This is a genomic window from Paraburkholderia pallida, from assembly GCF_004524855.1.
Classification (GTDB): Bacteria; Pseudomonadota; Gammaproteobacteria; order Burkholderiales; family Burkholderiaceae; genus Paraburkholderia; species Paraburkholderia oxyphila.
In genome coordinates, this window is sequence record NZ_CP038149.1 from 2,262,497 (window position 1) to 2,276,300 (window position 13,804).

11 protein-coding genes are annotated in these 13,804 nt (G+C 65.9%); 6 read left to right on the top strand and 5 right to left on the bottom strand.

Annotated elements, in window-relative coordinates; genetic code table 11:
• Nucleotides 1-77: 77 nt before the first annotated feature.
• From E1956_RS25265 to E1956_RS25290, 6 genes are all read left to right on the top strand, one after another.
• Nucleotides 78-1,037 carry an MBL fold metallo-hydrolase gene (locus tag E1956_RS25265; RefSeq protein ID WP_134753950.1) on the top strand — a complete coding sequence of 320 codons (960 nt, stop codon included), beginning with the start codon at nt 78-80 and terminating at the stop codon, nt 1,035-1,037.
• Between the two features lie 195 nt (nt 1,038-1,232).
• Complete coding sequence (locus E1956_RS25270; RefSeq protein ID WP_134753952.1) at nt 1,233-2,954, top strand: FAD-dependent oxidoreductase; 1,722 nt, start codon at nt 1,233-1,235, stop codon at nt 2,952-2,954.
• 94 nt (nt 2,955-3,048) lie between these two features.
• Nucleotides 3,049-3,279, top strand: coding sequence for a DUF2783 domain-containing protein (locus tag E1956_RS25275; RefSeq protein WP_134753954.1), 231 nt, complete (start codon nt 3,049-3,051; stop codon nt 3,277-3,279).
• A gap of 328 nt (nt 3,280-3,607) precedes the next feature.
• Nucleotides 3,608-4,825: a cyclic nucleotide-binding domain-containing protein gene (locus tag E1956_RS25280; RefSeq protein WP_134753956.1), complete on the top strand. Its 1,218-nt coding sequence runs from the start codon at nt 3,608-3,610 to the stop codon at nt 4,823-4,825.
• A 9-nt stretch (nt 4,826-4,834) separates the two neighbouring features.
• Nucleotides 4,835-5,650, top strand: coding sequence for a flagellar motor protein (locus E1956_RS25285; RefSeq protein ID WP_134753958.1), 816 nt, complete (start codon nt 4,835-4,837; stop codon nt 5,648-5,650).
• A 21-nt stretch (nt 5,651-5,671) separates the two neighbouring features.
• The gene (locus E1956_RS25290) at nt 5,672-6,355 is read left to right on the top strand and encodes an OmpA/MotB family protein (RefSeq protein ID WP_134753960.1); all 684 of its coding nucleotides are present in this window, start codon (nt 5,672-5,674) and stop codon (nt 6,353-6,355) included.
• 21 nt (nt 6,356-6,376) lie between these two features.
• Here E1956_RS25290 and hydA read toward each other — a convergent pair whose 3' ends face one another.
• The 5 genes from hydA to E1956_RS25315 all read right to left on the bottom strand — a co-directional run bounded on the left by hydA (nt 6,377) and on the right by E1956_RS25315 (nt 13,618).
• Nucleotides 6,377-7,834, bottom strand: a complete 1,458-nt coding sequence (gene hydA / locus E1956_RS25295) for a dihydropyrimidinase (protein ID WP_134753962.1) — start codon at nt 7,832-7,834, stop codon at nt 6,377-6,379.
• Nucleotides 7,835-7,877: 43 nt separating this feature from the next.
• Entirely contained in the window at nt 7,878-9,395 is a 1,518-nt protein-coding gene (locus E1956_RS25300; RefSeq protein WP_134753964.1) for an NCS1 family nucleobase:cation symporter-1, read from the bottom strand.
• Between the two features lie 46 nt (nt 9,396-9,441).
• Nucleotides 9,442-10,719 carry an NAD-dependent dihydropyrimidine dehydrogenase subunit PreA gene (gene preA, locus E1956_RS25305; RefSeq protein ID WP_134753966.1) on the bottom strand — a complete coding sequence of 426 codons (1,278 nt, stop codon included), beginning with the start codon at nt 10,717-10,719 and terminating at the stop codon, nt 9,442-9,444.
• Between the two features lie 105 nt (nt 10,720-10,824).
• Nucleotides 10,825-12,210 (bottom strand): NAD(P)-dependent oxidoreductase, encoded by a 1,386-nt coding sequence (locus tag E1956_RS25310; protein WP_134753968.1) that lies wholly within the window; start codon nt 12,208-12,210, stop codon nt 10,825-10,827.
• 142 nt (nt 12,211-12,352) lie between these two features.
• A complete protein-coding gene (locus E1956_RS25315; protein ID WP_134753970.1) occupies nt 12,353-13,618 on the bottom strand; it encodes a Zn-dependent hydrolase in 1,266 nt (421 codons plus the stop codon).
• Between the last annotated feature and the right edge of the window lie 186 nt (nt 13,619-13,804).

Consider the following 13,804-nt stretch of genomic DNA (forward strand, 5'->3'; position numbering starts at 1 on the left):
CGCGCTTCCCGGCACCTGCTGGCGCATGCGCCACGCCTCGCTCCGTTATTTGCTCCCCAACCGATACGGAGACTCAGATGGCAAAGGCGTTCGCATCGCAGGCCGATCTCGAAGAGAAACAGGTCACCTTCACGCAGCTCTCGGAAAACGCCTACGCGTACACCACGGAAGGCGATCCGAACTCGGGCGTCATCATCGGCGACGACGGCGTGCTGATCGTCGACACCACCGCCACGCCCGCCATGGCGCAGGATCTCATCGCGAAGATCCGCAGCGTCACCGACAAGCCCATCAAATACGTCGTGCTCTCGCACTATCACGCAGTGCGCGTGCTGGGCGCCTCGGCGTATTTCAAGGAAGGCGCGCAGCAGATCATCGCGAGCCGCGGCACGTACGAAATGATCGTCGAGCGCGGCGAAGCCGACATGAAGTCGGAGATCGAGCGCTTCCCGCGTCTGTTCGCGGGCGTGGAGACGGTGCCGGGCCTTACGTGGCCCACGCTCGTGTTCGAGAAGGAAATCACGCTGTTCCTCGGCAAGCTCGAAGTGAAGATCGCGCACCTGGGCTCGGGTCACACGAAGGGCGACACCGTGGTGTGGCTGCCGCAGCAGAAGGTGCTGTTCTCGGGCGACCTCGTGGAATACGACGCGGCCTGCTATTGCGGCGACGCCCAGCTCGAGCAATGGCCCGCCACGCTCGAAGCGCTGCGCTCGCTGGGTGCGGAAAAGCTCGTGCCGGGCCGCGGCCCAGCGCTCGTCACGCCCGACGAAGTGAACAAGGGCCTCGACTATACGAAGGACTTCGTGACGACGCTGCTCGCGCAGGGCCGCAAGGCGGTCGAGCAGAAGCTGGACCTCAAGGACGCGATGGCGCTCACGCGCGAAGCGATGGACCCGAAGTTCGGCCATGTCTTCATCTACGAGCATTGCCTGCCGTTCGATGTGTCGCGCGCCTATGACGAGGCGAGCGGCATCACGCATCCGCGCATCTGGACCGCGCAGCGCGACAAGGATATGTGGGACGCGCTGCAGGATTGAGATTGCGCTGAAGCACGTGAGTGGTTGGGAAAATGATGCCTTGCCCGGGATCGCAGTAAGAGCTTTGCATGGGACCAGAGTAGCGCGCTAAAGCGCGAACTCTGGCCGACAGCTGAAGCGCTAACTGCGATCGACGGCGGCACGGGACCAGAGTAAGTGCTAAAGCACTAACTCTGGTCGACGGGAGACAAAAGGATGATCGACTATCAGACGCTGACCTTCGAATACACGCGTTGTAGCGAGCAAAGCCCCGATGCCGCCGCGTGCGTGCATCCGGTAGTGGTGGTGGGCGCAGGGCCGGTGGGCCTCGCCACGGCGATCGACCTCGCGCAGCACGGCCTGCCCGTGGTGCTCGTGGACGACGACTGCACGCTTTCCACGGGTTCGCGCGCGATCTGCTTTTCGAAGCGCTCGCTCGATATCTTCGACCGGCTCGGCTGCGGCGAGCGCATGGTCGAGAAAGGCGTGAGCTGGAACGTGGGCAAGGTGTACCGCAAGGACGAACTGGTCTACACCTTCAACCTGCTGCCGGAAAGCGGCCATCACCGGCCGGCGTTCGTCAATCTGCAGCAGTACTACGTGGAGGGCTTTCTGCTCGAACGCGCGCAGGCACTGCCCAACCTCGAGATCCGGTGGAAGAACAAGGTGACGGGCATCGCGCAGCGCGGCACGCCAGGCGCGGGCGAAGCAGATGAAGCGCACGTGGCGCTCGAGATCGAGACGCCCGACGGTCCGTACGAACTGCTCGCGCGCTACGTGGTGGCGGCGGATGGCTCGCGCAGCCCGGTGCGCAAGCTCATGGGCCTCGACAGCCACGGCCGCACGTTCAAGGACCGCTTCCTGATCGCCGACGTGAAGATGGAAGCCGACTTCCCCACCGAGCGCTGGTTCTGGTTCGATCCGCCGTTCCATCCGAACCAGTCGGTGCTGCTGCATCGCCAGCCCGACAACGTCTGGCGCATCGACTTCCAACTGGGCTGGGACGCCGACCCGGTGCTCGAAAAGACGCCCGAGCGCGTGATCCCGCGCGTGCGCGCGCTGCTCGGCCCCGACGTGAAGTTCGAGCTGGAGTGGGTCAGCATCTACACGTTTTCGTGTCTGCGCATGGATAGCTTCCGCCACGGCAACGTGCTGTTCGCGGGCGACTCGGCGCACCTCGTTTCGCCGTTCGGCGCACGCGGCGCGAATAGCGGCTTCCAGGACGGCGAGAACCTCGCCTGGAAGCTCGCGATGGTGCTGGAGCAGCGCGCCTCCGACGCATTGCTCGACACCTATGCGAGCGAGCGCGAATACGCCGCCGACGAAAACATTCGCAACTCCACGCGCTCGACCGACTTCATCACGCCCAAGAGCGCGGTGAGCCGCGTGTTCCGCGACGCCGTGCTGACACTCGCGCGCGAGCATGCGTTCGCACGGCAGTTGGTGAACAGCGGGCGGCTTTCGGTGCCTGCGGTGCTGCACGAATCGACGCTCAATACGGCCGATGAAGAAACGTTCGCGGGCCAGATGGTGCCGGGCGCGTCGTGCGCCGATGCGCCGGTGAGCGATGCGCAGGGTGTGCCGCAGTGGCTGCTCGCGCAGCTCGGCGGGCGTTTCGCGGGGCTGCTGTTCTGCCGCGCGGGCGCGGCGCTCGAAAGCGATACACGCGCGGCGCTCGATGCGCTTGCGCGAGGCCCGGTGCCGATGCATTTCGTGGCGGTGCTCGATGGCGAGGGCGCTGCGCCTGAGGGCTTGCCGCCGGGGGCGGCGGTCGTGCGCGATACCGAGGGGCTGGCCGCGCAACGCTACGGCGCGCAGGACGGCGCGTTCTACTTGATCCGGCCGGATCAGCACGTGTGCGCACGCTGGCGTCGCGCCGATGCGCCGCGTGTCGAGCGCGCGCTCAAGCGGGCGCTGTGCGTGGCCGGTACGGCTTGATGCGGTGATGCGAAAGGCGGGCGCACGCGAGATGCGGCCACCTTTCGATTTCATTGCGCAGATGACAAGAATTCAGCCTTGGATGGAGACAACGATGCTCAACACTCAACTCAACCTCACGCGTCCTGACGACTTCTACGAGGCGCTCATCGACATGCATCGCGATCTCGACGAGGCGCAGAGTCAGTCGGCCAATGCGCAATTGATCCTGCTGCTCGCGAATCACGTGGGCGACCATGAAGCACTGATGGAGGCGATCCGTTTCGCGCGTGCCGGCGTGGTCGCGCCGCCCGCGAACGGAGCTGTCGGAAAGCTTGCAGCCTGAGCACGCGCTTTATCGACGAAAGCATTAAGCAACTCAAACATGGCCGGGCGCATCGCGTGCCCCGCCACCATTTCGCATGATCGCGCTTTTGCAGGCGCAATCGTTTGCGCCTGCCGATTTCGCCAGCAAACCCATCGCGCGCAACGTTTGCCGCATGAGTTTGCCATCGACCGGGCCGCAACCCCTGCGAGCCGCCTTGCAAACCGATTCAAGAACCCCCGCTCGAAAGCCGTAAACGGCACTGACGAGAGACCCCGTTCGACTACGCCGACGCAGACCGGCCAGCTTACGGGATCGAAAAGAAAGACATCCGCTACGGGGTATTACCTTGAATCGCAGTCAAACATGGTCGCGCACCGCCGCGCCGGGCGAAGTGATCTATTCGGAGGGCTTCGCGGGTGAGCGCGTGCTCTTCGTCATCGCCGAAGGCAAAGTCGAAATCTCCACGCGTTGCGACGAAAAGCGGGTCGTGACCGCCACGCTCGGCCGAGGCGAATTCTTCGGCGAAAGCGCACTGCTGGGCACCGAGCCGCGCCCGAGCACCGCCAAGGCGCTGACGTTTTGCCAGTTGACCGTCGTGCCCGCGAGCATCATCGAAGACGAGCTCGAACGCGTCTCGCCGCTCCTGCGCCACGTCTTGCGCACGATGATCCGCCGCACGAAGGCCAAGGACGATCTGCTCGCCACCTACACGCACGCCGACTTCCTGCCGGGCATTCTCTCGTATGCCCACGTGCTCTCGCTGCTTGCGGGCGCCGAGCGTGCCGAGCGCGGCGAGGCGAAAGGCGGCTGGCCACGCGGGGGTGCGGCAGCGGGCGAGGTGAGCGTGGCGCTGGCCGAAGTCGTGCAGAAGTGCCGTGCCGTGGCGGGGCATTCGCGCCCGCACGTGATGGCGATGCTGCGCCGCATGGAAAAGCTCAATCTCGTCGTGATCGAGGCGGGTCAGGGGGCCTCGAGTCTGGCCAGCGGGAATGCTGGCGAAGGCGCGCTGGGCCGCCAGGTCGTCACGTTCGATCCCGTTCGTATCGTGGAGCGTGCCTCGCTGGTGGCCGACCACGACCTCGACGTCTCGATCAACAGCGAACTCGAGCTGATCGAACTCGCCGACCTCGAAGCGCTGATCGGTGTCGAGCGCAAGCTGCTGCTCAACAAGCTCTCGCACGACGAGATCGCCGAGGAGCTGTTCGCGTTCAGAAAGTCGAAGGTGCTCAATTTCGTCGAGCAGAAGGGCGTGTCGTATTTCACGCAACGTGCGAAGCGCGGCTCGGGCGAGCTCAACGCGCTCGACGACCTGCTGTTCGTCGATCAGCGCACGCTGTTCGAAGCCGTTAACTCGCTCGATAGCTACGACCTCGCCAAGCTGCTCGCCACGCTCGAAGACAAGGCGGTTTCCGAGCGCCTGCTCTCGGTGATGTCGGAGACGCGCAAGAACGAAGTCTCGTGGCTCATGCGGCGCGAAATCAAAGCCGATCCGGTGGAGATCGAGGCGATCGAGCAGCGTCTTGTCGGTGCGGTGCGCGAGATCAAGGCGAAGGGCGCGCAGTAAGGGGGGCGTATGGATCTGTCGACTTTATTCGGAGTCCTGCTGGGTGGGGCGGCCGTCGCGATTGGCTTTGCGCTCGAAGGCGGGCAGTTCACCTCGCTGCTGCAGCCCGAGGCGCTGCTGGTCGTGCTGGGCGGCACGCTGGCCGCGGTGATGATCCAGAACCCGTGGGCGCGCTTCTTCGACGCGATCCTGCGCCTGCGCACGGTGTTCGTGCGCGCGCAGCAGGTGGATGAAACGAGTCTCGCCGCCGTGCTGGAATGGGGCGACCAGGCCAAGCTCAACGGCCTGCTCGCGTTCGAGTCGATGGACTGGCGCGGCATTCATCCGTTTGCGCGGCGCGGGCTCGAATTGCTGGCAAGCGGGGTCTCGACCGCCGTGCTCGAAGACGCGCTCAATCGCGAACTGGAAGCGTATGGACGCACGCATCTGGCGGGCGCGCGCGTCTGGCAGCAGGCGGGCGGCTATGCGCCGACGTTCGGCATTCTGGGCTCGGTGCTGGGGCTCATCCAGGTGACCTCGCATCTGGTCGAGCCTTCGCAACTGGGGCAGGGCATCGCGGTGGCGTTCGTCGCCACGCTTTACGGGCTCGCGCTGGCCAATCTCGTGTTCTTGCCGCTTTACGGGAAGATGCGCACGCACATCGAAAGCGAACTGCGGCTGCGCAAGCTCTATCTGGACGGCTTGCTCGCCATTTCGCGCAAGGAAACACCGCATACGATCGCGACGCGGCTCGCAGCGGAAGTGGGGGGACGCGGTGCCGGCGTACCCGGCGAGGCGAACGCGTGGTCGCGGCAGGGCGCGCCCGCAAACGCGCCCGTCAACTGAGAACGCAGCGCGCTTTCACCCATGAAGATCTCATCCGAAAGCCGGCCGGCGCATGACATGCTCGTCAGCGCCTTCGACCGTGAAGAGGACGAAGGCGGCGAGCAGTCCGGCCGCTGGCTGCTCTCCTACGCGGATCTCATCACCACGATGATGGTGCTGTTCCTTGCGCTCTACGCAATGCAGCTCGCGAAGCACAGCGAACAGGCGATCCGCACGCAGTCGCTGGCGGCGCAAGCGCAGGCTGCCTCCGCGCCGGCCGCGAGGCCGCAGGCGGCCGCAAGGGCGTTGCTCGCGTCGCTCGACCCGCTGCGCGAGCGCGGCGAGATCACGATCGTGCCGGTGGCCCACGGCGTGGAAATCGGCATCAACGCGAAGATTCTCTTCAACGCCGGCGACGCGGCGCTGCTGCCCGATTCGTTCGGCGTGCTGAGCCGCATCGCGCGCGTGCTGGCGCAGGTGCCCAACGGCAACATCCTTGTCGAAGGGCACACCGACAGCACGCCGATCTCGAACGCGCGCTACGCGTCGAACTGGGAGCTTTCTTCGGCGCGTGCAGGGGCTGTCGTGCGCTATCTGGTCGAGCGGGGCGTCGAGCCGCATCGGCTTGCCGCGATAGGCCGGGCCGACAACTTCCCGCTCGTTGCCGGCACCGACCCCGCAAGCCGCGCGCTCAACCGGCGCGTGACAATCGTGGTGCAGTATTGACGTGCTGTCGCGATGGGGCGCTCAGGCGGGCTGATCCCCCTCGCGATGCACGGGCTGCGTCTCCTTCAACTGCTTCGCGAGCCGCGAGGCCTGCAAATAGCCCGGATTCGCGGGCCGCTTCAGATAGCGCCCCGCGCCGCGCCGCGCGCGCAGGTCGCCGTCCGCCCACACGAGTTCCCCCTGCGAGACCGTATGCGTGGGCACGCCGCGCACCGTCATGCCTTCGAACACGTTGAAGTCCACGTTCTGATGATGCGTCTTCACCGAGATCGTGCGCGTGCCCTGCGGATCCCAAACCACGAGATCTGCGTCCGAGCCCACGGCCACCGCGCCCTTGCGCGGATAGAGGTTGAAGATCTGCGCCGCGTTCGTGGACGTCACGCGCACGAACTCGTTAGGCGTGAGCCGCCCCGTGTTCACGCCCTGATCCCATAGCACGGCCATGCGGTCTTCCACGCCGCCGCATCCGTTAGGAATCCGTGTGAAATCATTGCGCCCCATCGCTTTCTGCGAGGCGCAGAACACGCAGTGATCGGTTGCCGTAGTGTGCAGCAGGCCGCCTTGCAGACCGCGCCAGAGCGCGTCGCGATGCTCCTTGGTGCGGAACGGCGGGCTCATCACGTGCGCGGCCGCGCGCGTCCAGTCGGGGTCGCGGTACACGGCCTCGTCGATCACGAGATGGCCCGCGAGCACTTCGCCGAACACACGCTGGCCTTCGGCGCGCGCCCGCGTGATGGCTTCGAGCGCCTCTTTCGCGGAGACGTGCACGATATACACGGGCACACCCAGCACCTGCGCGATGCGGATCGCGCGGTTCGCGGCCTCGCCTTCCACCTCGGGCGGACGCGAGAGCGGATGCGCCTCCGGCCCGGTGAAGCCGCGCGCGAGCAACTGCCGCTGCAGCTGAAACACGAGCTCGCCGTTTTCGGCGTGCACGGTGGGCAGCGCGCCCAACTCGAGCGAGCGCGCGAAGCTGTTCACGAGGACCTCGTCGTCGGCCATGATGGCGTTCTTGTACGCCATGAAGTGCTTGAAGCTCGACACGCCGTGGTCCTGCACGAGCAGCCCCATGTCGCGGTGCACGCTCTCGTCCCACCACGTCACGGCCACGTGAAAGCCGTAATCGGCGGCGGCTTTCTCGGCCCAGCCGCGCCATTCGCGGAACGCGTCCATGAGTGGCTGCTTCGGGCTCGGAATCACGAAGTCGATGATCGACGTCGTGCCGCCCGCCAGACCTGCAGCCGTGCCGCTGAAGAAGTCGTCGCTTGCCGTCGTGCCCATGAAGGGCAGTTCCATGTGCGTGTGCGGGTCGATGCCGCCCGGCATTACGTATTGGCCGCCCGCGTCCACCACGGTCGCGCCGGCGGGCGCGTCAAGGTTCTCGCCAATCGCCGCTATCGTGCCGTTCTCGCAGAGCACGTCTGCGCGATAGCTCTTGTCCGCGTCGACGACGGTGCCGCCTCGAATCAGGATCGCCATGATGCAATGTCTCCTTCGGTTGTCTGTCCGGATGGGCGCGTGCTCATGCGCTCGCGATGCTCGGCCTGCGGCTCTTGCTGAGCTTCATCAGCACGCCATAGACGACGGCCGCGATCGCGAGTCCCACGAACCACGCATACGTATAGAGTCCTTTGAACGCGTCGGGCACCGAGGGGAAGGCGTTCGGGAAAGCGACGTTCAAAAAGCCCGGCAGATTTGGCAACACCCCCGCTAGCAGCGCGATGACGGCGGCGAGGTTCCAGCCGTTCGAATAGGCGTATTCGCCGTTTTCCTCAAAGAGCTGCGCAGTGTCGAGCCGCGTGCCGCGAATGAAGAAGTAATCGACCATGAGAATGCCCGCCACCGGTCCGAGCAGCGCCGAATAGCCCACGAGCCACGTGAAGATATAGCCTTGCGTGGTGGCGAGAATCTTCCACGGCATCATCACGACGGCGATGGTGGCCGTGATCAGGCCACCGGCCTTGTACGAGATGCCCTTGGGCCAGAGGCTCGAAAAATCGTAGGCGGGACCGACCAGGTTCGCCGCGAGATTGCAGCACATGGTGTCGAGCGTGAGGATGACGAGCGCGATACCCACGCCGATGCCTTCCATGCGGCTCGTGAGATCGATGGGGTCCCAGATCGCCTTGCCGTAGATCACGACGGTGGCCGACGTCACCACGACCGAGACCACCGAGAGCAGCGCCATCGGAATCGGCAGGCCCAGCGCCTGGCCCACGAGCTGGTCTTTTTGCGTCTTCGCGAAGCGCGTGAAGTCGGGAATGTTGAGCGCGAGCGTGGCCCAGAAGCCCACCATCGCGGTGAGGCTCGGCCAGAAGGTGGCCCAGAACAACCCGGCCTTCTTGCCGCCGGCCGCGAACTGCGAGGGCTGCGAGAGCATGGAGCCCACGCCGCCTGCCTTCGAGCACGCCCACCAGACCAGCGCCACGCACATCACGACCTTGATGGGCGCGGACCAGCTTTCGAGCCAGCGGATCGAGTCGGTGCCGTGCAGGATGAAATAGAGTTGCAGTGCCCAGAAGATCAGGAAGCACGCGCCCTGGGCGATCGAGATGCCGAGAAACGGCAGTGCGTCGCCTACCAAAGCGTTGTGCGTGAGGATGTTGGCGAGCGTGTAGATCGCGCTGCCGCCAAGCCACGACTGAATGCCGTACCAGCCGCACGCCACGATGGCGCGCAGCATGGCGGGCAGCTTCGCGCCCTGGGTGCCGAACGACGAGCGCACGAGCACCGCATACGGAATGCCGTATTTCGCGCCCGCATGGCCGATCAGCAGCATCGGCACGAGCACGATCACGTTGCCGAGCAGCACCGTGACCACCGCTTGCCATGGCGACATGCCCTGCTCGGTGAGCCCGGCCGCGAGCATATAGGAGGCGATGTTCATCACCATGCCCACCCATAGCGCGCCGAAGTGGTACCAGCGCCACGTGCGCTGCGCGGCGCCCGTGGGCGCGAGGTCGTCGTTGTATAACTCGCTGGCGCTGCGGCGCGCGCTCGCGTCGCTGTCTACACCACCGCTTGCTGCTGGCTGGCTCATGGTGCGGTTTCTCCGTGACTGCTCGTTGCGGTTGGGATGGTGAGGTTCAGGCCGCCTTCGGATCGGCTACGCGCGCCGGATTGTTCGGATGCGTGGTCCAGTTCGCGTAACGGCCCGAGTCGACGCGCTCCATCGTGATGCATTGGTCGACCGGGCAGACATGCATGCATAAATTGCACCCGACGCAATTCGCATCGACCACCTCGAAGTGGCGCTTGCCGTCGCGCGTGGCCGTGATGGCCTGGTGCGAGGTGTCCTCGCAGGCGATATGGCACAGGCCGCACTGGATGCAGCGGTCCTGGTCGATGCGGGCCTTGATGTCGTAGTTCAGATTCAAGTATTGCCAGTCGGTGACGTTTTGCACGGCGCGGCCGCGAATCGCGTCGAGATTCGCGTAGCCCTTGTCGTCCATCCAGTTGGAGAGCCCGTCGATCATGTCGTTGACGATTCGGAATCCGTAATGCATGGCCGCGGTGCACACCTGCACGCTGCCCGCGCCCAGCACCATGAATTCGGCCGCGTCGCGCCAGTCGGAAATGCCGCCGATGCCCGAGATCGGCAGGCCCTCGGTTTGCGGGTCGCGCGCGATTTCGGCCACCATGTGCAGCGCGATCGGCTTCGCGGCGGGGCCGCAGTAGCCGCCGTGCGTGCCCTTGCCGTCCACAGTGGGGAGCGGCGCCATGGCGTCGAGGTCCACGCCGACGATCGAGTTGATGGTGTTGATGAGCGAGACGCCGTCCGCGCCGCCCTTGTGCGCGGCGCGCGCGCCATGGCGAATGTCGGTCACGTTGGGCGTGAGCTTCACGAGGCAGGGCAGGCGCGTGCCTTCCTTCACCCAGCGCGTGACCATCTCGATGTACTCGGGCACCTGGCCCACCGCCGCGCCCATGCCGCGCTCGCTCATGCCGTGCGGGCAGCCGAAGTTGAGTTCGACGGCGTCGGCGCCGGTGTCTTCCACCAGCGGCAGGATCCATTTCCAGTCGTGCTCGTTGCACGGCACCATCAGCGAGACGATCAGCGCGCGATCGGGCCAGTCGCGCTTCACTTGCGCGATCTCCTTGAGATTCACGTCGAGCGGCCGGTCGGTGATGAGCTCGATGTTGTTCAGCCCGGCGATGCGCTGGCCGCGCCAGGTGGTGGCGCCGTAGCGCGAGCTCACGTTCACCACGTGCGGGTCGAGCCCAAGCGTCTTCCAGACCACGCCGCCCCAGCCCGCCTCGAAGGCGCGGTTCACGTTGTAGGCCTTGTCGGTGGGCGGCGCGGAAGCGAGCCAGAACGGGTTGGGCGATTCAATACCGGCAATCGTGCAGCGTAGATCGGCCATGATGCGGCTCCTTGTCGATCCGGAGTGAGCTTTAATGCTTGCTCCGGTCCCATGCAACGCATGGGGCGTTCGTTTTATCGGGTGTACGCGTCGTGCTCGCGCGGCTCATGCCGCTTTCGCCGCCTGCGCGGCGAGGTAGCGGTCGATCGCGCGCGCGGCGAGCTTGCCGTCCTGCACGGCCTGCACGGTGAGATCGGTGGCGCCGTGTCCCGCGCAATCGCCGCCTGCCCAGACGCCTTCGAGCGAGGTCGCGCCATCGGCATCCACGGCGATGCGCACGCCGCCATCGGTCAATTGCAGCGCTTCCAGCCCTGCTGGCAGCAGCTTCTGGCCAATTGCCTTGAGCACCATGTCCGCTTCGATGCGCTCGATTTCGCCGGTGCCTTGCAGCGTGCCGTTCGCGTCGAGCGCCGTGCGCTCGAATTCGACGGCCTCGACTCGGCCCGCGCCCACGATCCGCAGCGGCTTCATCCACTCGACGACCGTCACGCCCTGGGTGCGCGCGAACTCCTGCTCGGCCCACGTAGCGCTCATCTGCGCGCTGCCGCGCCGGTAGGCGAGCGTGACGTGCTCGGCGCCGAGCTTGCGGCTTTGCACGGTGGCGTCGATGGCGGTGTTGCCGCCGCCGATCACCACGACGCGGCGGCCCACGGGCAGCGCAGCCAGGTCGCGCGCCTCACGCAGTTCAGCAATGAAATCGACGGCGTCGCGCACGCCTTCGAGCGCCTCGCCTTCGATGCGCAGCGCCTGCGTGCCGCCCAGGCCGATGCCGACGAACACTGCGTCGTAGCTCTCGCGTAGCGCCTCGAGCGTGATATCGCGGCCCAGTTGCTTGCCTGTTTCGATCGAGATGCCGCCGATGGAGAGGAGCCACTCGACTTCGCGCTGGGCGAAGTCGTCGACGGTCTTGTACGCGGCAATGCCATATTCGTTGAGCCCGCCGGGCTTCTCGCGCGCATCGAACACCGTGACGGTATGGCCGGCCAGCGCGAGCGTATGCGCGCACGCGAGCCCCGCGGGACCGGCGCCGACCACGGCCACGCGCCGCCCCGTCTCGCTCGTGCGCTTGAAGAGCGGCGCCGCGCCTTCAGCTTCGAGCGCCATCTGGAAGTCGGTGGCATGGCGCTGCAGCGCGCCGATCCGAACCGGTTCGCCATCCTGATGATTTCGCACGCAGGCGCCTTCGCAGAGGATTTCGGTGGGGCACACGCGCGAGCACATGCCGCCGAGCGGATTGGCGCTCAGGATATCGCGCGCCGCGCCCTTGAGATTGCCGTTGCCGATCTTGCGGATGAAGCTCGGGATATCGATGCCGGTAGGGCAGGCCGCGACGCAGGGTGCGTCGTAGCAGTAGTGGCAGCGGTCGGCGGCGACCACCGCGGCGTCGGCGGAAAGGGGCGGAGAGACATCGGCGAAATTGCAGCCGAGTTCCTCTGCGCCAAGGCGTCCTGCGGCGATGCCATGCGTGGCACGCGAGTTCGAGTGGGACATCCGGATGCTCCTTGCGAGGCAAAACACGGGTCCGCCGGCTGCGCGCGGTGTGCGGCAGCCGGTACGTGGGGAAACTGCGGGTTGGCTACGCGGCTCTATGGCCGCTCGCGGTGCTCGTGAAGCTCGTGATGCGTCAGCCGCGTTATCCAGGCTCGCACGCGCGTTCGAGCATCGCGTGCAGCAGCACGTTCGCGCCGGCCTCGATCCATTCCTGGGTCGCGTCTTCGATTTCGTTATGGCTGATGCCGTCGATGCACGGCACGAACACCATCGAAGTGGGCGCGACCGTCGCGAGATAGCACGCGTCGTGGCCCGCGCCCGAGACGATGTCGCGGTTCGAATAGCCGAAGCGCTCCGCCGCCGCGCGCACGGACTTCACGCAGGCCTGGTCGAACGGCACCGGCGCGTAATAGAAAATCTGCTCAACCTGGGCTTCGAGCTTGCCTTGCTCCGCGATCTTCGCGATGCCTTCGCGCAGCTCGGCGTCCATCTTGGCGAGCACCTCGTCTTCCGGATGGCGGAAGTCGATGGTGAAGAACACGCGGCCCGGAATCACGTTGCGCGAGTTCGGATGCACCTGCATCATGCCGACCGTCGCGCACGCGAGCGGCGCGTGACGCAGGCCGATTTCGTTGACGAGCTGCACCACGCGCGAGGCGCCGAGCAGCGCGTCGCGGCGGCGCGGCATGGGCGTGGGGCCCGCGTGCGCCTCCTGGCCCGTGAGCACGACTTCGTACCAGCGCTGGCCTTGCGCGTCGGTCACGACGCCAATGGTCTTGTGCTCCGCCTCGAGTATCGGCCCCTGTTCGATGTGCAGTTCGAACGCCGCATGAATCTTGCGCCCGCCGCACGGCAGCTCGCCCGCATAGCCAATGCGCTGCAGCTCTTCGCCGATGGTCTTGCCGTCCACGTCCTTGCGCGAGAGACCGTAATCGAGCGTGAACACGCCCGCGAATACGCCCGACGCCACCATGGCGGGCGCGAAACGCGAGCCTTCCTCGTTGGTCCAGATCACCGTTTCGATGGGGTGCTCGGTCTCGATGCCATGATCGTTGAGCGAGCGGATCACTTCCAGGCCGCCAAGCACGCCGTAGATGCCGTCGAAGCGGCCGCCCGTGGGCTGCGAATCGGCGTGCGAGCCGGTCATCACCGGCGGCAGGTCGTTGTTGCGGCCCGCGCGGCGCATGAAGACATTGCCCATCTGATCGACGCTCACCGTGCAGCCCGCTTCCTTCGCCCACTTCACGATGAGGTCGCGGCCCTGCTTGTCGAGGTCGGTGAGCGCGAGACGGCAGACGCCGCCTTTCGCGGTCGCGCCGATCTTCGCCATCTCCATGAGGCTGTCCCAGAGACGCTGACCATTCACGTGAATCGCGGTGGTCAGCGCGGCTTCGCTTACTGTGTTCATGCGTGCTCTCCTGTTGAGCATTCGTGCCATCGTCTGGGGCGCATTGCGCTACGAAGGTGCATGCGTCTTGCCGATGGGTCCACGCCGTTGAACTGCGCTAGTCGAATCCTGTCCGATTGGACAGGTTGTAGCCGATAAACATCGAGAATTCAATGCGGTGTTACGAGCGAAAAGCGTGCCATCGAT